The sequence below is a fragment of the Campylobacter sp. CNRCH_2014_2452 genome, assembly GCF_025772865.1.
In the GTDB taxonomy this organism is placed as follows: domain Bacteria; phylum Campylobacterota; class Campylobacteria; order Campylobacterales; family Campylobacteraceae; genus Campylobacter_D; species Campylobacter_D lari_D.
Genome location: NZ_JAKMSX010000010.1, coordinates 20,770 through 44,726 on the forward strand (window position 1 = coordinate 20,770; position 23,957 = coordinate 44,726).

Below are 23,957 nucleotides of genomic sequence, written 5' to 3' on the forward strand. Positions count from 1 at the left end.
AATTACATATGTTTAGACCAAGAAGCGCCACGCTCTTTTTGATAAACCTCATAAGGTAAAGTTAAAATATTAAATTCCTTAGGTATATCCATACTAGGAAAAACTTTCCACTCTACAGGCATTTTTTGAGAAAAAAGCAAAGATAATTTTGATCCCAAAGAGCATGCTTCATTAAAAGTAGTATGTCCTTTATGGATATACAAATGCAAATGATTGTTAGTTCTTGTTTTATAGGCAGTAAAATTTATAAAACCTTCTTCCCTTAAAACAAGCTGTGCTCTATGCCAAAAACGCTCTGCGTTAAAACCATTGTAATCAAATACAATATTTTCAACCTTATCAAAACTATTAATCAAAGAGTGTGCTACAATAATTTTTTTTTCCATATGTTCCTGTATAACATTAGCTGTCAAAGGAGCATTTACTTTTTCGAATTTATCAAAAAAAATTCTACCTTTATGCTCATATTTGTTAATTATAGCATTACGCTTAATATAATAATGGCTTGTAACCATTTTAATTAAAGCCAAATCCATAGTTGTAATCAAAATAAAGCCCTTTCATAAATAATAAAATTACTTGCCAAATTTTTCAGTTTAACTTTAATCTCTTCTTGTAGTTTTGTATTTTGTATATCATCCAAAATATCAGCTATATAATTTGCAACAATAGCAATTTGCTCCTCTTTAAAACCTCTTGCTGTTAAAGCTGCTGTTCCAAGTCTTAAACCACTCGTTACAAATGGACTTCTAGTTTCCCCTGGAACCGTATTTTTATTTGCTGTAATACCTGCTCTTTCTAAAGCTAAATCTGCATCTTTACCACTAAAATCTTTATTTAAAAAGCTTAATAAAATTAAATGATTATCAGTACCACCGCTAACTAAATCATATTTTCTATCTATTAGAACTTGAGCCAAGGTAGCAGTATTTTTAATGATTTGCTTAGCATAAATTTTCCACTCATCACTTAAGTTATATTTAAATCCAACAGCTTTGGCGGCAATTACATGCATTAATGGACCACCTTGAATGCCCGGAAAAATTGCAGAATTGATTTTTTTGGCAATTTCTTCATCGTTACTCATAATAATCCCGCCTCTTGGACCTCTTAAAGTTTTATGTGTTGTAGAGCTTACAACATGAGCATAGGGAAACGGGCTAGGATGCTCACCTGCTACAACCAATCCTGCAATATGCGCAACATCAGCAAATAAATATGCGCCAACCTCATCTGCTATTTCTCTAAATTTAGCAAAATCAATCACTCTAGGATAAGCACTAGCACCACAAACAATAAGTTTTGGCTTAACTTCTTTTGCTATCTCTCTAACTTTATCATAATTAATTCTCCCATCAAGCTCTACCCCATAAAAAAAACTTTCATAAACTTTTCCAGAAGAACTTACTTTAGAACCGTGAGTTAAATGCCCCCCATGACTTAAATCCATACCCAAAATTCTATCACCAGGATTTAACAATGCCATGTATACACCTTGATTTGCTTGAGAACCTGAATTAGGCTGTACATTGGCAAAATTACAATTAAAAAGTTTTTTACATCTTTCTATAGCAATTGTCTCAATTTCATCTACAAATTCGCATCCACCATAATATCTTTTACCAGGATAGCCTTCTGCATATTTATTTGTTAAAATACTCCCCATTACTTCCATTACTTCTGGTATAGTGAAATTCTCACTTGCTATCATTTCAAGACCATCACATTGTCTTGCTAACTCCTTTTGGGTTAAATCAAAAATTTCTTTATCAAAATTTTCCAACATTTACTCTCCTTTTACCTCATTTTTAAGTGGCCTCATAGCTGGGAAAAGCACTACATCACGAATTGATTTTTTATTAATTAAAAGCATGACTAGCCTATCTATTCCTATACCTTCACCTGCAGTTGGTGCCATAGCATAGCCCAATGCATTAACAAAATCTTCATCCATTTCACATGCTTCCTCATCACCTGCATTTTTAGCTTCAATTTGCTTTAAGAATCTCTCATATTGATCTAGCGGATCATTAAGCTCATTAAATCCATTAGCAATCTCTCTACCCGCGATAAACAATTCAAATCTTTCAGCAATATCCTTATCTTTGTCACTCCTTCTAGACAAAGGACTTATAGAAACAGGAAAATCTATTACAAAAGTGGGATTAATCAACTTATCTTCAACATAATTATCAAAAAGTTCAGCTTGCAAATGACCTAATTCTAATTTTTCATTGGCTTCAAAGCCATCTTTTTTTAATTTTTCTAAAATTAATTCTTTATTATTAATAAGCTCATCATCTAAACCACCATATTTTTTTAACGCATCTTTATAAGTAATTCTTTCAAATGGCTTAGAAAAATCAATTATTTTTTCATCAAATTCGAGCTTTTTACCTAAATTTAATTTATCCAAAAGCATAGCAAAAAGCTCTTCTGTTAAATCCATCAAATCATGATAATTATGATAAGCCCAATAAAACTCAATTGTAGTAAATTCAGGATTGTGCGTTAAATCCATCCCTTCATTTCTAAAACATCTATTAATCTCATAAACTGCCTCAAAACCACCTACAATCAAACGCTTTAGATATAATTCTGGAGCTATTCTTAAAAATCTTTCCACGCCCAAAGCATTGTGATAAGTCACAAAAGGCTTTGCATTTGCTCCTCCTGCAATAGGATGCATCATTGGTGTTTCAACCTCTAAAAATCCTTTATTATCAAAAAAAGATCTAATGTAAGAAACAATTTTAGAACGCAAAATAAAATCTTTTCTTACTTCACTATTCATAATCATATCAAGATATCTTTTTCTATATCTTTGCTCAATGTCAGTAAGCCCATGATATTTTTCCGGTAAAGGCACTATGGCTTTTGTAGCTATTTGAATTTGCTCTACATGAAGACTAAATTCTCCTGTTTTAGTCATAAAAGGAAAACCTTTAACCAAAACAATATCCCCTACTTCAAGATATTTTTTTAAAATAGCAAAGTATTCTTCTCCTAAAATATTTTGATTAAAATAAATTTGAATATTATCTTGCTCATCTTCTATATTGGCAAATACCGATTTACCAGCTATTCTAAGAAGTTTTAATCTTCCTGCTAACACTCCATATACTTTTTCATCACGCTGATTTTCCGTATCTTTAATGTATGCAAATTTATTTTTATATTCAACTATACTCATTTCTTTTTTCAAAAAATGTGGATATGGATTAATTCCTAGCTTTTTTAATTCTTGCGCTTTTTGAATTTTTTGTTGTTCTAAAATATTATCAAACATTAATTTTACCTTTATTTTTTACTACATTGTGGACATAAGCCATAAAGTTGCATTAAATGTCCTGTTAATTTAAAATTATATTCTTTTGCTATTAACATTTGTTGCTGCTCAATAATAGAATTTTCAAATTCAACTATTTCTCCACAACTTTTACAAATTAAATGATCATGATGGGGTTTATTTGCGAGTTCAAATTTCTTCCCTGAAGCTCCAAAAGATATAGAAGTAGCCATGCCCGATTCTTCTAATAAATTTAAAGTTCTATAAACTGTAGCAATTCCTACATTTAATTCAGGATTTTTTTGCTTGATTTCCACATACAAACTTTCTGGGGTATAATGCATATCACTATTATATAAAGTTTTCAAAAGCACTTCTCTTTGTTTGGTATATTTTAAGCCATTATCCTTAAGTGTCTTCTTAAAGCGCTCAAGTAAAACATCATATTCTATATTTTCAATTTGCATTATTTACCTCCGAATTTAGACTTATATTAGAATCTTTAATTCTTTCTTCTATTTTTTCTAAACTATTTTGAGTAAAATCAGTATTCATTATAAATTCACCTGTTTTTCTAAGTAAATTTAAAGTATGACTATTGTTTGCATATTTTTCTAAACTTGAATTTAAAAATTCTATATTATTAATACAAGCAACTAAAATTGCAAAAATTAAAAATATTTTAGCACTTCCAAATAAAAATCCACCTATACGATCTATAAAACCAAGACCACTCATGCTAAACATTTTTGATAATATATTTCCCAAGGCCACACATGCTATCCATATCACGATTAACAAAACTAAAAAACCTGCAAAAATAGCAAGATTTTCATTTTCAATTGCATAAAAATTATTATTGATAATCTCTGCTACCTCTTTAGCATATCTTGAAGCAAGTAAAACCCCACCAACTATACCCAATAAACCAAAAATTTCTTTAAATAAGCCACTCACCAAGCCTTTTAAGCCTAAAATTACAGTCAAACCTAAAACAAAAACATCAAACCACGAAAAATTTTCCATCTACGCTAAACTCCAAATATTTTATTCAATTATTTTAGGGACTATAAAAAATCCATCTTGAGAATTTGGAGCATGCTTGCTTATCGTATCTATCACATCAGATTTTTTACTCTCATCATTTCTCAATAAGGTTCCACCATTTGTTGTGCTAGTCATGGCTTCTATATCATCAAGTTTTAATTCATCTAATTTTTCCACAAAATTAACAATTTGGCTTAATTGCTCTTCTAGTTCTTGTCTTTTTTCATCTGCTATTTTTAGAGCACTTAGCTTTTCAAGTTTAGTTAATAATTTATCATCAATTTGCATCATTTACCTTAATTTTAATTTTATAAAACTCTTTGGTTTAGATTGAAAATTATAACATAAAATAATTTATTTTTTCATTTTTATATGTTACAATTATAGACTTTAAAATTACAAAATAACATTTTTTATATTAATAAAGGAAAAATATGGCTTTAAAAGAAAATTTGAAAGCAGTAAAAGAAGAATTAAGCTCTCAAGAGCAAATGATGGAAAATTTTATCAAATCAGAACGCTTTATAAGAAAATACAAATATTATTTTATTGCTCTTATTGCTCTTTTAGTTCTTTATTTTAGTGGAAGTTATATTTATAATATAAAACAAGAAAAAAATATCCAAGAAAGTAATATCATTTTTAATAATCTATTAAAAAATCCTTCAGATCAAAAATTAATTGAGGAATTAAAGCAAAAAAATGCAAATTTATACACCATATATATTATGGGTCAAAATAATCAAGATCTTAATCAAACCTTGAGTCTTAATATAGATCCTTTGTTAAAACAAATAGTGCTTGCCCAAAATAATCAAAAATCAGATTTTCTAAAAGATTATAATACTCTATTAATAGGTTTTGAATTTTTAAAACAAAATGATTTTAAAAACGCAGATGTTGAATTTAATAAAATACCTATAAATTCTCCTTTATGGCAAATCATCACAAGCTTAAAACACTATCAAGGAATAAAATGAAGCATTTTTATTTATTTATTATTACTTTAATATTTTTTAGTGCTTGTGGCACTAAAAGGGAATACTATCAACCAACACAACTAGAACAACTTCCTTATAATTCTAAAAATATTAATGGAAAAATAGTTAATTTTAACAACAACATTGCTCAGTTAAACAATAATACTTTCATAGACAATAAAGGAAATATTACTGCTTTAAAAATAGATAAAAACTATAATATTTTAAATATCCGTCAAGAAGAAATTCTTATAGCTGATAATGATGGGAATTTTAAAATTTTAAATTTACAAGGTGAAGAATTATTTTCTCATAAATTTAACGAAAGTGTAGTAAGTGCTAATGTAGACGGGGATGATATAGCTTTGATTTTAGCAAGTAATACTTTAGTGTATGCTAATAAAAATCTTGGTATAAGAATGCTACAAAATTTAGGTACTGCTTATGCTCAAGATAGTCGCTATGCTAATCCTTATTTTTTAAATACCATTATCATATACCCTATGCTTAATGGAAAATTAGCCATACTTAACAAAAGTACACTAAAAGTTAGTAAAGAAATTTTAGTAAGTAGCGAAGAATTTTTTAATAATATCATCTATCTTCATGTTAAAAATGATACAATGGTTGCCGCAACAGCACAAAAAATCATCGTTGTAACACCAAATAGAACTTTATACTTAAACGAAAACATTAAAGAAGTAAATATTAATGATAAAGAAATTTTTATATTAACAAAAGATGGAAGAGTTATCAAAAATGATTATAATCTTAGAAAAATTGATGAAATAAAATTTCAATTTGCTTTATTTTCCAAAAGCACATTATATAATGATTCTTTGTATATATTTGAAAAAACTGGCTATTTAATTAAATTAAATACAAATCTGAAAGATTTTACCGTATATAAATTAAATGAAGCTATTGATAAAAAAAGTTTTATGGCTAATGGTAAATTTTTCTATCACAATAAAGTTTTACAATTAAATTAAAATGAATCAAGAACTAAGCGATATTCTTATTAAGCATGGAATTATTTTAAAAAATATTAATTCCTTGGATATCCATGCTTTTAGCAAAAAGAAAAAACTAATTTGCTTTTATGGAGAAAATACAAAAAAACAATATTGTTTATTTTTATTTTCTTTTGCAAAAAGTAAGATTTTAAAAAAAGAGGGTTTAGAATTTGAAAATATTTTTCAAAATATAAGTCAAATTTTAAATTTAAAATTTAAAAATCATTTTATTTTTCATCAATCTCTAATTTGCTCAAAAGCAAAAGAATATTTATTCACCAAAGGAATTCAAAGTTATGCTTTTGTGTGATATTGGTAATACAACTGCAAGTTTTTTAAATGAGCAAAAATTTCATTCTATGAGCATAGAACAATTTTTACAGTATGAGCCGACACAAAAAGTGTTTTACATCAATGTTAATCCAAATTTAGAGCAAAGATTAAAGCAAAATCCTTTATTTATTAACCTTGCTCCATATTTTAATTTTGATACTATTTATAAGAATTTAGGAGTTGATAGAATAGCAGCTTGCTATACCATAGAAGATGGGGTAGTAGTTGATGCTGGCTCTGCAATAACTGTGGATATTGTTTCAAATTCAATCCATCTTGGAGGATTTATCCTGCCTGGTATTGAAAGTTACAAAAAATCTTTTGCTAGTATTTCTTCTCGCTTAAAACACGAACTTAACACTCAAATAAACTTTGATGCCTTTCCCCAAAGAACTATTGATGCTTTAAGTTATGGAGTTTTTAAAAGTATATATTTACTTATAAAAGATAGTGCATATGATAAAAAGTTATATTTTACAGGTGGCGATGGGCAATTTCTTGCAAATTTTTTTGATTATGCAATTTATGATAAATTTTTGATTTTTAGAGGTATGAAAAAAGCTGTTTGTGAAAATTTTATACTTTAAAAGATTAACCATATCTTTGGCTTTTCAATTATAAGCTTTATTTAAACTCAAAACAACTATATTTTGATATTATTAGCAAAATCAAACATACACAAAAGGAATTGATGATAATGGATCGAAAACACTTTGATGCCGTAGTGATTGGCGGTGGGATTTCTGGTGCTGCAGCATTTTACGAATTAGCAAGATATACTGATATTAAAAGTATTGCATTATTAGAAAAATACAATAACGCTGCAACATTAAATAGTCACAGCACAAGTAATTCACAAACCATCCACTGCGGTGATATAGAAACTAACTATACCTTGGAAAAAGCAAAAAAAGTTAAAAAAACAGCAGATATGATTGTAAAATATGGGCTCTTGCAAAATGCACAAAATAAATTCATGTATTCACACCAAAAACTTGCACTTGCAGTTGGGGAAAAAGAATGTGAATATATGAAAAATAGATATGAAGAATTTAAAGAATTATATCCTTATATTAAATTTTACACAAAAAATGAAATCAAACAAATAGAACCAAATGTTGTTTTAGGTGAAGATGGTGTCAATGATAGGGCGGATAATATAGTAGCTATGGGTGTAGAAGAAGGTGAAATTTATACCACAGTAGATTTTGGACTTATGAGTCAAAATCTCATAGAGCAAGCTTGCAAACAAGGTAAAGATACTCATGTTGCTTACAATCAAGAAGTTGTGTTTATAGAAAAAAAAGATGATATTTTTTATATAAAAACAAGAGATTTTAAAGAATATAGTGCAAAATCCATTATCGTCAATGCAGGCGCACACTCGTTATTTTTAGCACATAAAATGGGTATAGGTTTAGACAAATCTTGCTTTCCTGTTGCAGGAAGTTTTTACATGGCAAAAAGAAAAATTTTAAATGGTAAGGTTTATATGGTGCAAAATCCAAAACTCCCATTTGCTGCATTACATGGCGATCCTGATTTACTAACTAACATGAACACCCGTTTTGGTCCTACTGCTTTAGTTATTCCTATGCTAGAAAGATACCATGGCTTTAAATCTTTACCTGAATTTTTTAAAACACTTAATCTTGATATGAATGTAATTAAAATTTGTTTTAATCTTTTTAAAGATTCTACTATTAGAAATTATATTCTTTATAATTATTTATTTGAAATTCCTTATATCAACAAAAAACTTTTTGTAAAAGATGCTAAAAAAATAGTTCCTAGTTTAAAAACAGATGATATTTACTATGCTAAAAACTTTGGCGGGGTACGCCCTCAAGTGCTTGATAAAAAAGCAGGAGAATTAATGCTTGGAGAGGCCAGCATCACTGAAATTCCGGGTATAATTTTTAATATGACACCAAGCCCAGGTGCTACGAGTTGTCTTGGTAATGGTTATAGAGATGCAAAACTTATTTGTCAATACTTGGGTGCTAATTTTAATGAAGATTTATTTACTAGTGAACTGCTATAAAAAGGATAGGAAATGTTAAAAAAAACAAAAATAGTCGCAACAATTGGGCCAGCAAGTGAAAATGAAACTACAATAAGACAAATGATTATTAATGGAGTGAATGTTTTTCGCTTAAATTTCTCACATGGAACTCATGAATATCATAGTCAAAATCTAGCCACCATTAGAAAAGTAGCAGCTGAACTTAATGCAAGGATTGGAATTTTACAAGATATTAGCGGGCCAAAAATTAGAACCTTAAAAATTCCAGAAGCTTTTGAGCTAAAAAGTGGAGATAGACTAGACTTTTACAAAGATACTTTTGAAGGCGAAAAACTTTCTAATGAACATTATAAAGTCTGTATTAATCATCCCGAAATTCTTTCTATGCTAAAAGTGGGAGAATACATCTATCTTTGTGATGGCTCTATTAAAACTAAAGTTATACAAGTTGAAAAAGATTTTATCCAAACCCAAGTAGAAAATAGCGGGGTGCTTAGTTCAAATAAAGGAATTAATTTTCCAAATACAAAAATCAATATCGATGTTATAACTCAAAAAGATAAAGACGATCTTGCATGGGGCATTAAAAACGATGTTGATTTTTTAGCTATATCTTTTGTACAAAATGCTCATGATATTGATGAAGTTAAAAAAATACTTGATGAAAATAATGCCAAAATTGCTATTTTTGCAAAAATAGAAAAATTTGATGCTGTTGAAAATATCGATGAAATTATAAATAGCAGCGATGGTATAATGGTGGCAAGAGGAGATTTAGGCATTGAAGTGCCTTATTATAGAGTGCCAAATATACAAAAACTCATCATTAAAAAAGCTAATGAAGCCAATAAACCTGTAATCACTGCCACTCAAATGCTTTTTTCGCTTGCAAAATCCAAAACTGCCACAAGAGCTGAAATTTCAGATGTTGCTAATGCTGTACTTGATGGTACCGATGCGGTTATGCTTAGTGAAGAAAGTGCGGTGGGGATTGATCCGGCAAATGCAGTTGATATTATGACTCAAACTATCATTGAAACAGAAAAAAACTATCCTTATGAAAAATTTGAAAATTTTAAATGTTTTAACGAAACTGATATCATTGCCAAATCAAGCACACAATTAGCTACTGATTTAAATGCAAATGCAATTTTTACCATTACAAGCAGTGGTGCTTCTGCGGTTAAAACAGCAAGGTATCGTCCAAAAATGGATATCATAGCTATTACTCATTCCAAAAAAGCTTTAAATTTTTTAAGTATAGTCTGGGGAGTTCAACCTGCTATATTGATAGAAAAGCATGAAAATTTAACAGAACTTTTAAGCAATTCTGTAAAACTTGGAGTTGAAAAAGGCCTTATGAAAAAAGATGGGGTTTATACCCTTACTGCAGGATTTCCAGTAGGTGTTGCAGGAAGTACAAATTTAATTAGAATTTTACAAAAAGATCAAATTGAATATTATTTAAGTTTGGGAAAATAACCCAAACTTAATATTCTTCTTCTATTAGATCACATAAGCAGTGTATGATTAAAATATGCATTTCTTGAATTCTGGCCGTATCATCACTTGGGATGATTATATTATGCTCACATAATGCATTCATCGCTCCACCACCTTTTCCACTAAGCCCTATACATTTAGTGCCAATTTCTTTGGCCTTTTCAAAAGCTTTGATCACATTTGGGCTTTTTCCACTAGTAGAAATTCCAATCAATACATCATTGTTGCTAGCTAAAGCTTCAACTTGTCTTGAAAAAACAAATTCAAAACCATAGTCATTTCCTATAGCACTTAAAGCAGAAGTATCAGTGCTTAGAGCAATAGCAGCTAAAGCCTTTCTTTCTTTTTTATATCTTCCACTAAGTTCAGCTGCAAAATGTTGGCTATCTGCAGCACTTCCACCATTTCCACAAATTAAAATTTTCCCACTACTTTTCAAGCACACTTTTAATTCTTGAGCAACCGTAGCAATTTGCTCTTTTAAATTCAAACTTTGCTCTAAAGTTTTTTGATGTTGAATAAATTCCTTTTCAATTTTATTTATCATTTGCAATCCTATTAATTATATTAGTAGTACTAAATCCATCTTCAAAGTCAATTAATTCTACTTTTTTTACTAAATTTGAACCCACTACTTCTTTGCCTTTATAATCAGCTCCTTTAACTAGCACATCAGGCTTTAAAAACTCTATCAGTTCATAAGGAGTATCATCATTAAAAATCACTACATAATCTACAAAATACATACTCGCGAGCATACATGCGCGTTGGAATTCTAAATTTATAGGTCTTGAGTTTCCTTTTAGTTTTTTTACGCTTTCATCTGAATTTAAACCTACAACTAAGATATCTCCTAGTTTTTTAGCTTTTTCAAGGTATTTTATATGACCATAATGCATAATATCAAAACATCCATTGGTAAAAACTACTTTTTGATTTTGTATCAACTTCACAAGCTCTTCTTTACTTTTAATTTTATCTTCAAAAGAAGCTTTTTTTAGATTTTTAATCTCTTCTAAACTTACACTCACACTTCCTACTTTTGCCACCACAACAGCTGCTGCATCATTTGCTAACTCACATGCTTTTACAATATCAACTTTTAAGGCTAAAGCATAAGCAAGCATAGCTATAACACTATCTCCAGCTCCTGTTACATCATAAACCTCCAAAGCTTTTGCGGGAATAATATGTAATTTCTCATCAAAAAGTGCTATTCCTTCTTCAGATAAAGTTATAATAGAATAAGCTAAATTTAAATCATCTTTTAATTTTTTCAAAGCTTTTTCTAAATTATCAATTTTTTCTACACCCAAAGCTTGAATAGCTTCTTTTTTATTTGGAGTTAGCAAGGTTGCATTTTGATATTTGCTAAAATCACTTCCTTTTGGATCAATCAAAATAGGTAAATTTAAAGTATTTGCATGCTCTATCAAAGCTTTTGTTACTTTTGAAGTTAAAATCCCTTTGGCATAATCACTCAAAACAATCGCATCATAATCTTTTGCGATTGTTTTATACTCTTGGATAATTTCATCTTCTAATTTAGTATCAAAATCATTCTCATCATCAAGTCTTAAAACTTGCTGAGAATGTGATAAAACTCTACTCTTAAGAGGGGTTTTTCTATCTTTTTCTACTAATAATTTTGCATTTAAATTCTCTTTTAAAAACCTCCCACTCTCATCATCACCCACAAGTCCTAGAGCAAAAACCTCAGCACCAAGACTTTTTAAATTTGCATATACATTACCAGCTCCACCCAGTCTTTTATCTTCTTTTTGTGATTTCATCACCATTACAGGAGCTTCTGGAGAAATTCTAGTGCAATCACACCATATATAATGATCTACCATAAAATCCCCGACAACTAAAATTTTTGGCTTTTTAGAACTTAAAAAATCAAACATTTACTTCCTTTTCATAAAGCCTTTTGATCTCATCTAAATAATCTTTTACACCCTCTTCAAGACTAAATTTAGCTTTATATGAAAAACTCTCATCTAATTTTGCTTGAGTATGGAATTGATAAGAATTTTTGTAAGGATTAGGAATATACTCACAAGGATAATTAGTGTTTAATTCTTTTTGCAAAATATCTACTATATCTTGAAAAGTTCTTGCTTTACCTGTAGCTACATTATAAATTCCACTTTTTGCTTCTAAAGCTTGTAAATTTGCACTCACAACATCTTTAATATACACAAAATCACGATAAATTTGATCACTTCCTTCAAACAAACACGGACTTTTACCCGCTAAAATTTGATGTCCAAATTGCAAAATCATAGAAGCAGTGCTATTTTTAAAAAATTCTCCCTTGCCATATACATTAAAATATCTAAGCCCAACTATATGCATTTTATCAAAATATTTTTTTGCTAATTTATCCATCATTAATTTTGAATATGCATAAGGGTTTTTAGGGGCTTCACTTAAATTTACAGTTTGCGGGCTTGGAGCATCTCCATAAACTGAGGCTGAACTTGCATAGATTAATTTCGCATTAAGTTCCAAAGCAAGTTCTATAAAATCTTTAAAAGTGTTTAAATTGGTCTTTAAAACTTTGTTTTGATCATAAACAGTTGTATCTGAAATTGCAGCCTTATGAAAGATCACATCAGGTTTAAAAGCTTTTATAACTTTTAAAGTTTTTTCATCATTAATATCGCCCACATAAAGCTCACCTTCAAAATCTAAAATATTCTTAAAATGACCAAAACTTTCTAAATTTCCATTTTCAAAAGTAGCACTTGATCGCATTTTATCCACAATCAAAACCTCATGTTTATCCTGAAGTTCTAGAGCAAGAGCAGAGCCTATAAAACCTGCTCCACCTGTTATCACAATTTTCATTTCCTATCCTTTAAATAATACAAAAGTTCTTTTAAATTTTTAAAGACCTTATAGTTTTTATTATCATTATAATTTTTATTAATCAAAAATAGATTTTTTATACCAGCATTGATTCCAGCTTGCATATCACTTAAATTATCCCCTATAAAAAAAGATTGTGAAAAATCTATATAAAATTCTTTTTGTGCTTTTAAAAGCATGCCAGGTTTTGGCTTACGACATTCACAATTTTCTAAATGTGGGCAGTGATAAATTTTTTCTATTTTAATGCCTTTTTTCAAAAACTCACCTAGCATATACGAGCTTAAAATTTCAAAATCTTTTTCACTATAATAAGCCCTTGCAATACCTGATTGATTAGTAGCTACAAAAATTAAAAAATTTTGCTTTTGAAAAAATTCACAAAGTTCAAAAATACCATCACAAAATTCAAAATCACTAATCTTATGAACATATTTTTTATCTATATTAACAATCCCATCTCTATCTAAAAATAACGCCTTTGTTTTCATGAAAAAATTATAATGAATTTTTTTTAAGATTTTATAATTTATCAAGTAAAAAAGTTTTTTAAGCGACTTTAAATAAAAAAAGCATATAATTAAAAACATTTTATTTTCAATTTATATAGGAGTGATACAATGAAAAAGCTACTTGTTTTATCAGCTTTGGCATGTCTTAGTGTTTCAGCTTTTGCTGCGGATGGTGCTACACTTTATAAAAAATGTGCAGTATGTCATGGTGCTAAAGCAGATAAAGTTTATCTTAACAAAGTTCCTGCTTTAAATACTTTAACTGCAGCTGAAAGATTACAATACATGAAAGATTATGCAGCAGGTAAAAGAAATGCTTATGGCCAAGGTGCAATCATGAAGATTAACCTTAAAGGTTTAACAGAAGCAGATTTTAAAGCAATTGAAGAATACATCGAGAGCTTAAAAAAATAATTTGACAGCCTTTATGGCTGTTTTTCTTGATTTTTCTTTTCCAAAGCTTCTTTTTTTCTTTTTTCCAAAATTACTGCATCATTTAAAGCTTCTTCGCTATCATTTAAAGTAGTAAATTTATAATCATCGTCAAATTGCTTATTTTTGATCCCCCAAAGTAAAGCACAAATTGCCAAAAATAAAGCAACCATAGAAACACCTATCATCATTATTAAAACACCATTCATTTTTTAATCCTTAAAGCATTTAAAATCACTATTATACTACTAAAAGACATTGACAAAGCTGCAATTAAAGGATTAATCAAACCAAAAAAAGCTAAAGGCATGCTCAAGGCATTATAAAATAAAGAAAAAGCTAAATTTTGTTTAATAATTTGATAAGTTTTTTTAGCTATTTGTATAGCCTTTTGCAAGCTTTTTAAGTCGTTTTTTAACAATATAATATCACTATTTTCCATAGCAAGCTCAGAACCTTCTTTTAAAGAAACCCCAACACCTGCATAAGAAAGTGCTAAAGCATCATTTACCCCATCTCCTACCATTAAAACCTTACCTGTTTGATTTAAGTTAGCTATTATTTGCATTTTATCTTCTGGCATACATGAAGCTTTGAAATGATTTATTTTTAATTTTTCAGCTACCTTACTCACAGCAGATAAATTATCACCACTTAACATATAAATTTGCATTTTGCATTCTTTCATAAATTCGATCAACTCTTCAGAGCTTTCTCTCATACTATCTTCTAATTCAAAAACTGCTAATATAGTTTTATTTTTAGCAAATATAAAATGCGTAGTTTGAAATTCTTGTACTTGCATATGATTTTCTTTGAAAAATTTCTCATTTCCTCCCAAAAATTCATCTTTACCCAAAAAGGCTTTATAACCTCTTGCTTGAAAATTTTGAACTTTTTCAAATTCTATTCTGCTATCAATTTTTTCATCTAAAAATTTCAAAATGCTTTTAGCCACTGGGTGGTTAGTCAGGTGTAAGAAATTTAATAACTCATTTTTATCTAACCTCTCATCCAAAAAGCTTTTTTTAACTTCTAAACTAGCCTTTGTTAAAACCCCTGTTTTATCAAATACAGCCACATTACACTTACTCAAATCCTCCACAACACCTGCTTCTTTGAATAAAATTTTTTCTTTCAAACCAGCACTAATTGCTACTAAAGAACTCACCGGAGTAGCCAAAGCCAAAGCGCATGGACAAGCTATGATTAGCACAGAAACCATGCGTATCATAGCCTCTTCAAAACCCAAATTTAGTACAAAAAAAGTAAAAGCAAAGCAAAGCAAAGCACAAGTTAAGATAATAGGTGAAAAATACTTACTTACTTGCTGTACCATTTTTTCTATTTTGGCTTTTTTTGAACTAGAGTTTTCAAGTAAATTAATAATCCTAGCTAATTTAGAATCCTTATAAAGTGTGTTTGCTTTATATAAAGTATTCCCGCTTAAAACCAAAGAAGCAGAATAAATCATATCATCTTTTTGCACATCAAGTGGTAAGCTCTCTCCGCTTAAACTAGACATATCTAAACTAATATTACCACTAATACACACTCCATCTATTAAAACCCTATCACCTTCTTTTAACTCTATAATATCTCCTATTTGCACCTCTTCTACATCAATATTTTCTATTTTTTCATTTTTTAATACCCTTACTTCATTACCTAAAAATGATCTCAAATGATCGAGCGTATCAAGGGCTTTTTTCTTACTTAAAAGCTCTAAATACTTTCCTATAAAAACAAAACAAATAATCATCGCCACAGAGTCAAAATATACCTGTGAAGCTCTTGAAAACATTGCCCACACTGAATATATATAAGCTAAACTTGCTCCACTAATTACCAAAGTGTCCATATTAACACTTTTAAATTTCAAAGCATAATAGGCATTTTTATAAAAAATCGAGCCTGTGTAAAAAAGTACAGGAGTACAAAGTAAAAATTCAGCAAAATGTAAAATATCTTTAATATCAGCTTCCATACCACTAAAAAACCCAGCATATTTAGCTACAGATATCCACATAATATTCATTACGCAAGCTATAGCAACTATTAATTTCGCATAAAAATCTCTTTTGGTTTGAGTTGCTCTTTGTTCATTTTTTGTAGGTAAATACACACTAGCCTTATAGCCTATACTTTCTATATTTTGGATAATTTTTACTAGATTAATACTTTTTTCATCAAAAACAATTCTAGCTTTATGGGTAATAGAATTAATATCAACCTCTATCACTCCTTCGCTTTTAATGAGAATTTTTTCATTAAGCCAAACACAGGCTGCACAATGAATTTCTTCTATTAGCAAAAAAACCTCACTAAAACCTTCTTTTGTTTTTTGTATGTATTTTTCATAGTCTTTAATACTATATTCTATTGTTACTGGGGTTAAAGTTTGATTACCAAGTTTTTCATAAAATTCCTCCAAATTATTCTCTTGTAAAATTTCATATACACTTTCACAGCCTTTACAACAAAAATAATTTCCATTTTTTTCTATCATTTGTTCTTGTTTAAAGCTTAATTGGCAATGCTTACATCTCATTTTATACTTTCTTTATAAGTTTTTACAATATTTTATCATTTTTTCAAACTTTCAATTTTAAAAATTATTTACAAAGCTATATTATAATTTCCAAAATTTGACAAAAAAGTATTTTTTTTAATAAAATCTTTTTTGAATAAACTAAAACAAAAACTACATTTTCTACATTTTATGAGGATATATGGAAAATACAAAAGAAAAGAAACAACACCAAAGAACACACATTCCTGTTGAAGGTTATAAAATAGAAGATTTAAAGTTGCTTGATTTAGAAAGCTTAGTAAAAATAGCAAATGAAGCAGAAATAGAAAATCCAAGAGAATTTAGAAGACAAGATCTTATTTTTGAAATTCTAAAAGCACAAACCAAAAAAGGTGGCTTTATACTCTTTACAGGAATTTTAGAAATTTCGCCTGAAGGTTATGGATTCTTGCGTGGAATGGACTCAAATTTAAGCGATAGTGTAAATGATGCTTATGTATCAAACTCACAAATTCGCAAATTTGCTCTGCGTGTAGGAGATATAGTTACTGGTCAAGTTAGAGAGCCAAAAGATCAAGAAAAATACTATGCTTTATTAAAAATTGAAGCAATCAACTATCTTCCATTAAAAGAAGCTAGAGAAAGACCTTTATTTGACAATCTTACTCCAATTTTTCCAACTGAAAAAATCAAATTAGAATATGATCCTTTAAAATTAACAGGCAGAATGCTTGATTTATTTGCCCCTATAGGAAAAGGTCAAAGAAGCTTAATAGTAGCACCTCCAAGAACTGGTAAAACTGAGTTAATGAAAGAACTAGCTACCGCTATTGCTAAAAATCATCCAGAGGCTCATTTGATTGTACTTTTAGTAGATGAGCGTCCTGAAGAAGTTACAGATATGCAAAGATGTGTCAAAGGTGAAGTTTTTAGCTCTACTTTTGACTTACCCGCTTATAATCATGTTAGAGTGGCTGAGCTTGTTATAGAAAAAGCAAAAAGGATGGTAGAAACAGGTAAAGATGTTATTATATTACTTGATTCTATTACAAGATTAGCAAGAGCTTATAACACTGCCACACCAAGCAGTGGTAAAGTTTTAAGTGGTGGGGTTGATGCAAATGCCTTGCATAAGCCAAAACGCTTTTTTGGTGCAGCTAGAAATATAGAGCATGGTGGCTCATTAACCATTATAGCAACTGCTTTGATAGAAACAGGCTCAAGAATGGATGAAGTGATTTTTGAAGAATTTAAAGGAACAGGAAATAGCGAAATCGTTCTTGATAGAAATATTTCAGACAGAAGAATTTACCCTGCAATTAACATCATAAAATCAGGCACTAGAAAAGAAGAATTACTCCAAGGTGTTGAAAAACTTCAAAAAATTTGGGCAATTAGATCAGCTATTTCACAAATGGATGATATAGAAGCTTTAAAATTCTTATACTCTAAAATGCTAAAAACCAAAAGCAATGAAGAGTTGTTATCCATCATGAATGAGTAGTAATGCTCCAAGCTCTTGCTGTTAAATACAGACCAAAAAATTTCAATGAGCTTGTAGGGCAAAATACTGTTTCTACAAGCTTAAAATATGCTCTTGAAAATAACCGCTTAGCACATGCTTATTTATTTTCAGGATTACGCGGAAGTGGAAAAACTTCAAGTGCAAGAATTTTTTCAAGAGCCCTAGTATGTGAAAAAGGACCAAGTGCTAACCCTTGTGGAGAATGTTCTCAATGCTTATCTTCACTCAGTGGCTCTAATATAGACATTATAGAAATGGATGCTGCAAGCCATAGAAGCTTAGAAGACATTCAAGAGCTTATCGAGCAAGTTAAATACGCTCCATCTTTAGCTAGGTTTAAAATTTTTATTATCGATGAAGTGCATATGCTTACCCCACAAGCAGCAAATGCCTTGCTTAAAACCTTGGAAGAACCACCAAGCTATGTAAAATTTATACTAGCAACAACTGACCCTTTAAAACTTCCTGCTACGGTTCTTTCAAGAACGCAGCATTTTAGATTTAAGCAAATTTCTATTCACGATATCTTAAATCATCTTGAGTGGATTTTAGAAAAAGAAAATATCAATTATGAAAAAGAAGCTTTAAAACTCATAGCAAGAAGTGGAAACGGATCTTTAAGAGATACTCTAACTTTATTAGATCAAGCCATAGTATATTGTCAAAATCATATACAAACACAAAAAATTACTGCGATGCTAGGCTTTTTAGATCCATCTAAAATTGAAGAATTTTATCAAGCCATTTTAGCTAGCGATAAAGATAAAGTTCTTGAGTTTTTAAAAGAATTTGAAGATTACGAGGCAAGTAATGTCATCGATGAGATGATATTTTTTTTAAAAGAAGCATTTTTTGCCAAAAACAATCTTTTTTCTATGTTAATTTACGAAAGATTTTTCAGAATTCTTTCGCGTGCTAAGACTATGTTAAATTCTAGCGATGATGATAGTTTTGTACTTTGTGTTATGGCTTTCATGCTTATAGAAGCAACTTACCTAAAAAGTATTGATGAAGCTATTTACAGTAAAAGCCCAAAACAAGATAACACACCAAGCCCAAAACAACAAGAAATTCTTTCTGCACAAACAATTAAAGAAGAAAAACTTAATCCTTATGAAAGTTTGTTAAAAGCTATTTACAAAAGAGACTATGATTTAGCTGAAGTTTTCAAAAAAACCACGCAGTTTATTTCTTTTGAAGATGATATTTTAAGTATTAGCTCACATGCTAAAGATGATGATAGAAAAATCCTAAATAATGGCTTTAAATTAATCAAAGTCTTGCTTCATGAGCTTTTTGGAGAAAAAACACAAATTAAAATTCAAAAAATAGAAACTATAGATACCCAAAAATTGCAAGATATATTCAAAACTCCTATAAAACAAGAAATAAAAAGTACTCCGAATTTAAATGAACATTTTGAAAATTTTAAAAAAGATGCTAAAAAATACGATCCTAAAGACGAAACCAAAGAAGCTCTCAATAAGCTCTTTGGCTCCCCAACTATACAAAATTAAAAACTGCCGTTGATTGAAATATAAATTCTTCTTCCTTCTTCTATGCGATTATAAGTATTTACCCAAGTATCTTTACCTTTGTTTTTATAAGACTCCCAATCATTTGTAAAACTTTTATCAAAAAGATTATAAATTGCCGCATTAATATTCCATTTTTTATTGATATCATAACGCACACCCATAGAAGCTAAAAAGACATCTTGATAATACTCTCTATTAATATTTGTATCACCCATATAACGATCTATTTGCCATTCGCCTTTTATCCATGGAGTGAATTTGCTAAAGATATTATAACTTGCTTTTAGCATGATATTGTGTTTTAGACTATCAATTTCTGGTTTTCCTATCATAGTTTTATCTTGCGCATCTTTAATTTCACTATCAAGATAAGTATAAGCTAAATCTAAATTTAAATGCTCTACAGGAGTAATCCCGGCTCCAAGTTCTATGCCTCTATACTCAACCTTGCCATGATTAATCGCCTGATAGCATGTATCAGCTTCACATTTTCCAATACCCGAAATCATACTATCTTTGTCGAATTTTTGACTAGAAATTTTATCTTTAAAATTTGTCAAAAACCCAGTAGCTGAAATATAAAATAAGTCATTATTATAAACAGCAGCTAATTCATAATTAAGCGATGTTTCTTCTTTTAAATTCGGATTTCCATACATAGGGTACTTACCTTGTCCACTATAATTATAAGCACCAGCTATCAATCTATTAGCATATGGAGTTCTAAAGCCCGTTGAAACACCACCCTTTAAAGTAAGCTCGCTAGTAGGATTATAAACCAAATAAGCCCTTGGTGAAATATTATTTCCAAAAATTTCATGATAATTATATCTTGCACCAAAAGTAAATCTTAAATCATCTCTTATACTATACTCATCTTCTGCAAAAAGAGCTAATAAATACTGATCAAAATTCGTAGGATTAGCGATTTTATCTTGCATTTTTTCAAGTCTATATTCACCACCCACGCTTAAAATATGACTTTGACCTAAAGGAATAACTGATCTTGTATCTACGATAATATCTTCAGCAACTATATCTCTATTTTGCCCTAAAAATGACTGATTTGCCTGGCCAACCACCTCACGCCCATCGTTACTTACACGGTTATACTGCAAGGTAGAAGTAATCGAAAAATCTTCATACACACCCTCATGACTTAAATAAGTTACCAACTTATCCACTTGCATAGTGTCTGTATAACCACCTGTTAAAGAGCCATCATTTTTATCTGTTGGTTTTGTTAATGTGCCTAGTTGGCCTTTTTTATTATCATAGTGATTTCTTGAAAAATCAATATCAAATATCAAGGTATTATAATCATCTACTAAGTAATTTAACCTAGTTCCTAAACTAAAATTATTAGCTTTTGTAGGACTTTGAGCCTGATCACCTTGCACTCTTTGTCCACTTCCATTACTAAATTCAACATTAGATTGCTCCCTATAAAACTCTCTAAAACGTAAGGTTAATCCTAGACGATCATTCATCAATGGGCCACTTGAATATATACTTGTGCCATAAGTATTGCCCCATTCTTTATGTGCATTAAAAATACTATCTAAACTAACTGATGTTTCCCATTTATCGCTTACTTTTTTTGTGATGATATTTACAACACCACCTAAAGCTTCAGAACCATATAAAGTACTCATTGGTCCTTTTATCACTTCTATTCTTTCTATGCTAGAAATTGGAGGTAAAAATGAATTTGAAATCTCATTAAAACCATTAGGTCCTACTTCTCCACCTATCCCTTGACGGCGCCCATCAATCAAAACTAAAGTATATCCGGTAATACCTCTCATGGTGATATTATAAGATCCAGTTTTTCCCTTACTAGCAAATAAATCTACACCAGGAATATCAGCAATAGCTTCAGCAACATCTCTATAAGGCTTACTCTCTAAATCTTTTTTACCAATCACATTTATAGTAGCAGGAGCTTCTTTGATATCTTGAGAAAATCCCGAAGCACTCACTATAGAGCTATCTAATAAAACTTCTTGTGATAAAGCATTACAGACCAAAAGACTAGCAACACAAACTGACAAGCAATAATTTTTCATTATTTCCTTTCATAAATAAACAAAATTTTCAAAGTTGGAATATTATGATAATAATTATTAATTTAAAATAAATTTATTATATCAATTATGATAATTGTTATTAATAAATAATTTAATTTTCAGTAATATAATCACAAAAATTTTTAAAGCGAGGATGTGTGGAATTTTTAAAAACTTATATTGACTTAATTATATTTATTGTTTTAGGGTTAATGGCATTTATTGCTATATGGTGCACTATAGAACGCATCTTATTTTTTAGAAAAATTAAACTAAATGATTATCAATGCCAAGAAAAATTTGATGATGCAATTAGTGAAAATATCACTATGCTTTATATTATTTACACTAACGCTCCTTATGTAGGACTTTTAGGAACTGTAGTAGGGATTATGATTACATTTTACGACATGGGAGCAAGTGGAAATATTGATGTAAAATCTATTGTTATTGGCTTATCGCTAGCTTTAAAGGCTACTGCTTTGGGAATTTTAGTTGCCATCCCTTCTTTGATGGCTTATAATGGATTGCTTAGAAAAATATCAACTTTGAGTAATGCATATCGTATTTTTAAGGATAAAAATGCTTAAATTGCCAAAAAATGAAGGTTTAAATATTATTCCTTTTATAGATATAATGCTTGTTTTACTAGCCATTGTTTTAAGTATATCCACTTTTATCGCACATGGTGAAATCAAAATCAATCTACCTCAAAGTGAAAATTCAAATTCCAAAAGTGAAAATAAAGACAAAATAAGCATCTTAATCGATAAAGAAAATAAATTTTATATCGATGGAAAAACAGTTTCCATAGAAGAAATAAAAGAAAAATTTGACACTATAAATTCTAAAACCTTAGTAGAGTTAAAAAGTGATAAAGAAGCAAAATTTGAAAGCTTTGTAAAAATTATTGATATTTTAAAAAATAAAAATCATGAAAATTTTCAAATTTTAACAGAGCAAAAAAGATGAAGACTTTTATAAGTAATCATAAAAATCAATCATTTTTCATTACTTTATTTATCTTTTTACCTTTACTTTTTGTTTTTCTTTATACTAAGAATTTTTTACATATACAACATAACACTACAAAGGAAGAAAAATTTAATATAGCTATAAAACAATTTTTACAAGATTCTCCTAAAATAAAAAACGAACAATCTAAACAAGAAAAAATAAAAAAAATAGAACAAGTAAAAGAAAAACCTATCGTTCAACCTAAAAAAATAAATACTTCAACCGATACTAAAGCAACAAATCGATTAAAAGAGGAAATAAAATCTCAAAAAATAACATCTCAAGAAAAAAACATCCTGATAAATTCTCAAGAAAGTATATCTTTAACTAATAACAATGAACTTTTAAAAGAAGTTAAGCAAGCTATAGATAAAGCTTTAATTTATCCTAGGCAAGCTCGAAAAATGCGGATGAGTGGCGAAATTTTAGTAGAATTTACATGGACTAAAGATAAAAATCTATTAAACTTAAAAATATTAAAACCATCAAAATATAAATTATTGAACGATAGTGCCTTAGAAACTATACATATAGCGTCTAAGAATTTTCCACAGTATGAAAAAACTTTTCATATAAGAATACCATTAATATATAAAATAAACTAAGCAAAATTGCTTAGTTTGTCTTGATTAAATTATGTCCTTTATAGATCCCATAAATTTTATAATCTCCATTTTTAAGCATCAAAACTACAGGATATTCTTCTTCATAACCTTGTTCCATTCCAGGACTTCCTTGAGGCATACCAGGAGCAGAAATACCTATAACATCCTCAGGTTTATTTTCCAAAAGCCAAGCAACTGCATCTTCAGGAACATGCCCTTCTATAGCATAGTCATCAATCACGCCAGTATGACAGCTTTGATACATAGGCTGAATATTCATTTTTTCTTTTATTTTTAAAAAATCTTCACTTTTGTGTATTTGTACTTTATAGCCTTTATCTTTCATATAATTAGCCCAAAGATCGCAACATCCACAAGTGGGACTTTCGTAAATATTTAATATTTTTTCATTAGCCAATAAGCTTGTAAAACCAAGCGTTAAAGTTAAAAATAATTTTTTCATATATCCTCCAAAAATAAAAAAGATACAATACATTATAAAAATTAATATTTTATATCAAAAACCAAAAATATCAACTATGGCTAATTAAAAATATTAAATTAAAGTATTACTACTAAATAAAATTTCTAAATAACTTTTCTGATTTTCTACCACTTAATAAATACTAAAACCTTCTTTTTATTTTGTAAAACT

The 23,957-nt window shown here is 29.2% G+C and carries 26 protein-coding genes; 12 read left to right on the top strand and 14 right to left on the bottom strand.

Annotation, left to right across the window (positions count from 1 at the left end; translation table 11 throughout):
• Positions 1-2 precede the first annotated feature (2 nt).
• The 6 genes from L8X38_RS07210 to gatC are packed head-to-tail and all read right to left on the bottom strand — an operon-like array spanning position 3 to position 4,624.
• Entirely contained in the window at positions 3-548 is a 546-nt protein-coding gene (locus L8X38_RS07210) for a DUF1882 domain-containing protein (protein WP_133319866.1), read from the bottom strand.
• On the bottom strand, positions 545-1,786 hold the full coding sequence (locus L8X38_RS07215) for a serine hydroxymethyltransferase (RefSeq protein WP_133319865.1): 1,242 nt from the start codon (positions 1,784-1,786) through the stop codon (positions 545-547). The genes L8X38_RS07210 and L8X38_RS07215 overlap by 4 nt, the downstream gene beginning before the upstream one ends.
• Positions 1,787-3,289, bottom strand: coding sequence for a lysine--tRNA ligase (lysS, locus tag L8X38_RS07220; protein WP_263661664.1), 1,503 nt, complete (start codon positions 3,287-3,289; stop codon positions 1,787-1,789).
• A gap of 11 nt (positions 3,290-3,300) precedes the next feature.
• A complete protein-coding gene (locus L8X38_RS07225) occupies positions 3,301-3,756 on the bottom strand; it encodes a Fur family transcriptional regulator (protein ID WP_043019516.1) in 456 nt (151 codons plus the stop codon).
• Complete coding sequence (locus tag L8X38_RS07230) at positions 3,746-4,315, bottom strand: CvpA family protein (protein ID WP_263661665.1); 570 nt, start codon at positions 4,313-4,315, stop codon at positions 3,746-3,748. The genes L8X38_RS07225 and L8X38_RS07230 overlap by 11 nt, the downstream gene beginning before the upstream one ends.
• Positions 4,316-4,336: 21 nt before the next feature.
• Positions 4,337-4,624 carry an Asp-tRNA(Asn)/Glu-tRNA(Gln) amidotransferase subunit GatC gene (gene gatC, locus L8X38_RS07235; RefSeq protein WP_133319862.1) on the bottom strand — a complete coding sequence of 96 codons (288 nt, stop codon included), beginning with the start codon at positions 4,622-4,624 and terminating at the stop codon, positions 4,337-4,339.
• Between the two features lie 146 nt (positions 4,625-4,770).
• On the opposite strand from gatC, the gene L8X38_RS07240 reads away from it, so the two are divergent.
• From L8X38_RS07240 to pyk, 6 genes are all read left to right on the top strand, one after another.
• Positions 4,771-5,316: a hypothetical protein gene (locus tag L8X38_RS07240; protein ID WP_133319861.1), complete on the top strand. Its 546-nt coding sequence runs from the start codon at positions 4,771-4,773 to the stop codon at positions 5,314-5,316.
• Positions 5,313-6,308, top strand: coding sequence for a hypothetical protein (locus L8X38_RS07245; RefSeq protein WP_133319860.1), 996 nt, complete (start codon positions 5,313-5,315; stop codon positions 6,306-6,308). Before L8X38_RS07240 ends, L8X38_RS07245 begins: the two co-directional genes overlap by 4 nt.
• A 1-nt stretch (position 6,309) precedes the next feature.
• Complete coding sequence (locus tag L8X38_RS07250) at positions 6,310-6,642, top strand: hypothetical protein (protein WP_263659799.1); 333 nt, start codon at positions 6,310-6,312, stop codon at positions 6,640-6,642.
• Positions 6,629-7,252: a type III pantothenate kinase gene (locus L8X38_RS07255; protein ID WP_133319858.1), complete on the top strand. Its 624-nt coding sequence runs from the start codon at positions 6,629-6,631 to the stop codon at positions 7,250-7,252. Before L8X38_RS07250 ends, L8X38_RS07255 begins: the two co-directional genes overlap by 14 nt.
• 110 nt (positions 7,253-7,362) lie before the next feature.
• Entirely contained in the window at positions 7,363-8,709 is a 1,347-nt protein-coding gene (locus L8X38_RS07260) for an FAD-dependent oxidoreductase (RefSeq protein WP_263660760.1), read from the top strand.
• A 12-nt stretch (positions 8,710-8,721) separates the two neighbouring features.
• A complete protein-coding gene (gene pyk, locus L8X38_RS07265; RefSeq protein WP_214114012.1) occupies positions 8,722-10,173 on the top strand; it encodes a pyruvate kinase in 1,452 nt (483 codons plus the stop codon).
• Between the two features lie 7 nt (positions 10,174-10,180).
• On the opposite strand, the gene gmhA is transcribed toward pyk, so the two are convergent.
• The 4 genes from gmhA to L8X38_RS07285 are packed head-to-tail and all read right to left on the bottom strand — an operon-like array spanning position 10,181 to position 13,661.
• Entirely contained in the window at positions 10,181-10,741 is a 561-nt protein-coding gene (gene gmhA / locus L8X38_RS07270) for a D-sedoheptulose 7-phosphate isomerase (RefSeq protein ID WP_263661666.1), read from the bottom strand.
• Positions 10,731-12,104: a D-glycero-beta-D-manno-heptose-7-phosphate kinase gene (rfaE1, locus tag L8X38_RS07275; protein ID WP_263661667.1), complete on the bottom strand. Its 1,374-nt coding sequence runs from the start codon at positions 12,102-12,104 to the stop codon at positions 10,731-10,733. The genes gmhA and rfaE1 overlap by 11 nt, the downstream gene beginning before the upstream one ends.
• On the bottom strand, positions 12,097-13,050 hold the full coding sequence (rfaD, locus tag L8X38_RS07280) for an ADP-glyceromanno-heptose 6-epimerase (RefSeq protein ID WP_263661668.1): 954 nt from the start codon (positions 13,048-13,050) through the stop codon (positions 12,097-12,099). The genes rfaE1 and rfaD overlap by 8 nt, the downstream gene beginning before the upstream one ends.
• Positions 13,047-13,661, bottom strand: a complete 615-nt coding sequence (locus L8X38_RS07285; RefSeq protein WP_412175443.1) for a D-glycero-alpha-D-manno-heptose-1,7-bisphosphate 7-phosphatase — start codon at positions 13,659-13,661, stop codon at positions 13,047-13,049. Before L8X38_RS07285 ends, rfaD begins: the two co-directional genes overlap by 4 nt.
• Positions 13,662-13,691: 30 nt before the next feature.
• On the opposite strand from L8X38_RS07285, the gene L8X38_RS07290 reads away from it, so the two are divergent.
• Positions 13,692-13,997: a c-type cytochrome gene (locus L8X38_RS07290; RefSeq protein WP_133319851.1), complete on the top strand. Its 306-nt coding sequence runs from the start codon at positions 13,692-13,694 to the stop codon at positions 13,995-13,997.
• Positions 13,998-14,008: 11 nt separating this feature from the next.
• Here L8X38_RS07290 and L8X38_RS07295 read toward each other — a convergent pair whose 3' ends face one another.
• Both L8X38_RS07295 and L8X38_RS07300 read right to left on the bottom strand, forming a co-directional pair.
• On the bottom strand, positions 14,009-14,224 hold the full coding sequence (locus tag L8X38_RS07295) for a cbb3-type cytochrome oxidase assembly protein (protein ID WP_263661670.1): 216 nt from the start codon (positions 14,222-14,224) through the stop codon (positions 14,009-14,011).
• Positions 14,221-16,566, bottom strand: coding sequence for a heavy metal translocating P-type ATPase (locus L8X38_RS07300; protein WP_263661671.1), 2,346 nt, complete (start codon positions 16,564-16,566; stop codon positions 14,221-14,223). Before L8X38_RS07300 ends, L8X38_RS07295 begins: the two co-directional genes overlap by 4 nt.
• Before the next feature lie 181 nt (positions 16,567-16,747).
• On the opposite strand from L8X38_RS07300, the gene rho reads away from it, so the two are divergent.
• Positions 16,748-18,052, top strand: a complete 1,305-nt coding sequence (gene rho / locus L8X38_RS07305; RefSeq protein WP_039617780.1) for a transcription termination factor Rho — start codon at positions 16,748-16,750, stop codon at positions 18,050-18,052.
• Positions 18,053-18,054: 2 nt separating this feature from the next.
• Positions 18,055-19,590 carry a DNA polymerase III subunit gamma/tau gene (locus L8X38_RS07310; protein WP_220567156.1) on the top strand — a complete coding sequence of 512 codons (1,536 nt, stop codon included), beginning with the start codon at positions 18,055-18,057 and terminating at the stop codon, positions 19,588-19,590.
• On the opposite strand, the gene L8X38_RS07315 is transcribed toward L8X38_RS07310, so the two are convergent.
• Positions 19,587-21,680: a TonB-dependent receptor domain-containing protein gene (locus L8X38_RS07315; protein WP_263661672.1), complete on the bottom strand. Its 2,094-nt coding sequence runs from the start codon at positions 21,678-21,680 to the stop codon at positions 19,587-19,589. The genes L8X38_RS07310 and L8X38_RS07315 overlap by 4 nt on opposite strands.
• Positions 21,681-21,838: 158 nt before the next feature.
• On the opposite strand from L8X38_RS07315, the gene exbB reads away from it, so the two are divergent.
• From exbB to L8X38_RS07330, 3 genes are read left to right on the top strand one after another with little or no spacing between them, the layout of a single operon-like run.
• Entirely contained in the window at positions 21,839-22,270 is a 432-nt protein-coding gene (exbB, locus tag L8X38_RS07320; RefSeq protein WP_133319846.1) for a TonB-system energizer ExbB, read from the top strand.
• Positions 22,263-22,652: a TonB system transport protein ExbD gene (exbD, locus tag L8X38_RS07325; RefSeq protein WP_263661673.1), complete on the top strand. Its 390-nt coding sequence runs from the start codon at positions 22,263-22,265 to the stop codon at positions 22,650-22,652. Before exbB ends, exbD begins: the two co-directional genes overlap by 8 nt.
• Entirely contained in the window at positions 22,649-23,302 is a 654-nt protein-coding gene (locus tag L8X38_RS07330; RefSeq protein WP_263661674.1) for an energy transducer TonB, read from the top strand. The genes exbD and L8X38_RS07330 overlap by 4 nt, the downstream gene beginning before the upstream one ends.
• 10 nt (positions 23,303-23,312) lie before the next feature.
• Here the strand turns inward: L8X38_RS07330 and L8X38_RS07335 are convergent, their stop codons facing one another.
• Complete coding sequence (locus L8X38_RS07335; RefSeq protein ID WP_220567152.1) at positions 23,313-23,765, bottom strand: DUF411 domain-containing protein; 453 nt, start codon at positions 23,763-23,765, stop codon at positions 23,313-23,315.
• Positions 23,766-23,957: the final 192 nt, after the last annotated feature.

Coding starts and splice junctions, on each gene's coding strand:
- L8X38_RS07240 (WP_133319861.1), top strand. CDS start 4,771: ATGGCTTTAAAAGAAAATTTGAAAGCAGTAAAAGAAGAATTAAGCTCT.
- L8X38_RS07310 (WP_220567156.1), top strand. CDS start 18,055: ATGCTCCAAGCTCTTGCTGTTAAATACAGACCAAAAAATTTCAATGAG.
- L8X38_RS07260 (WP_263660760.1), top strand. CDS start 7,363: ATGGATCGAAAACACTTTGATGCCGTAGTGATTGGCGGTGGGATTTCT.
- L8X38_RS07250 (WP_263659799.1), top strand. CDS start 6,310: ATGAATCAAGAACTAAGCGATATTCTTATTAAGCATGGAATTATTTTA.
- exbD (WP_263661673.1), top strand. CDS start 22,263: ATGCTTAAATTGCCAAAAAATGAAGGTTTAAATATTATTCCTTTTATA.
- L8X38_RS07230 (WP_263661665.1), bottom strand. CDS start 4,315: ATGGAAAATTTTTCGTGGTTTGATGTTTTTGTTTTAGGTTTGACTGTA.
- L8X38_RS07245 (WP_133319860.1), top strand. CDS start 5,313: ATGAAGCATTTTTATTTATTTATTATTACTTTAATATTTTTTAGTGCT.
- L8X38_RS07315 (WP_263661672.1), bottom strand. CDS start 21,680: ATGAAAAATTATTGCTTGTCAGTTTGTGTTGCTAGTCTTTTGGTCTGT.
- rfaD (WP_263661668.1), bottom strand. CDS start 13,050: ATGAAAATTGTGATAACAGGTGGAGCAGGTTTTATAGGCTCTGCTCTT.
- L8X38_RS07335 (WP_220567152.1), bottom strand. CDS start 23,765: ATGAAAAAATTATTTTTAACTTTAACGCTTGGTTTTACAAGCTTATTG.
- gatC (WP_133319862.1), bottom strand. CDS start 4,624: ATGCAAATTGATGATAAATTATTAACTAAACTTGAAAAGCTAAGTGCT.
- rfaE1 (WP_263661667.1), bottom strand. CDS start 12,104: ATGTTTGATTTTTTAAGTTCTAAAAAGCCAAAAATTTTAGTTGTCGGG.
- L8X38_RS07255 (WP_133319858.1), top strand. CDS start 6,629: ATGCTTTTGTGTGATATTGGTAATACAACTGCAAGTTTTTTAAATGAG.
- L8X38_RS07225 (WP_043019516.1), bottom strand. CDS start 3,756: ATGCAAATTGAAAATATAGAATATGATGTTTTACTTGAGCGCTTTAAG.
- L8X38_RS07295 (WP_263661670.1), bottom strand. CDS start 14,224: ATGAATGGTGTTTTAATAATGATGATAGGTGTTTCTATGGTTGCTTTA.
- lysS (WP_263661664.1), bottom strand. CDS start 3,289: ATGTTTGATAATATTTTAGAACAACAAAAAATTCAAAAAGCGCAAGAA.
- L8X38_RS07330 (WP_263661674.1), top strand. CDS start 22,649: ATGAAGACTTTTATAAGTAATCATAAAAATCAATCATTTTTCATTACT.
- gmhA (WP_263661666.1), bottom strand. CDS start 10,741: ATGATAAATAAAATTGAAAAGGAATTTATTCAACATCAAAAAACTTTA.
- rho (WP_039617780.1), top strand. CDS start 16,748: ATGGAAAATACAAAAGAAAAGAAACAACACCAAAGAACACACATTCCT.
- pyk (WP_214114012.1), top strand. CDS start 8,722: ATGTTAAAAAAAACAAAAATAGTCGCAACAATTGGGCCAGCAAGTGAA.
- L8X38_RS07290 (WP_133319851.1), top strand. CDS start 13,692: ATGAAAAAGCTACTTGTTTTATCAGCTTTGGCATGTCTTAGTGTTTCA.
- L8X38_RS07300 (WP_263661671.1), bottom strand. CDS start 16,566: ATGAGATGTAAGCATTGCCAATTAAGCTTTAAACAAGAACAAATGATA.
- L8X38_RS07215 (WP_133319865.1), bottom strand. CDS start 1,786: ATGTTGGAAAATTTTGATAAAGAAATTTTTGATTTAACCCAAAAGGAG.
- L8X38_RS07285 (WP_412175443.1), bottom strand. CDS start 13,661: ATGTTTTTAATTATATGCTTTTTTTATTTAAAGTCGCTTAAAAAACTT.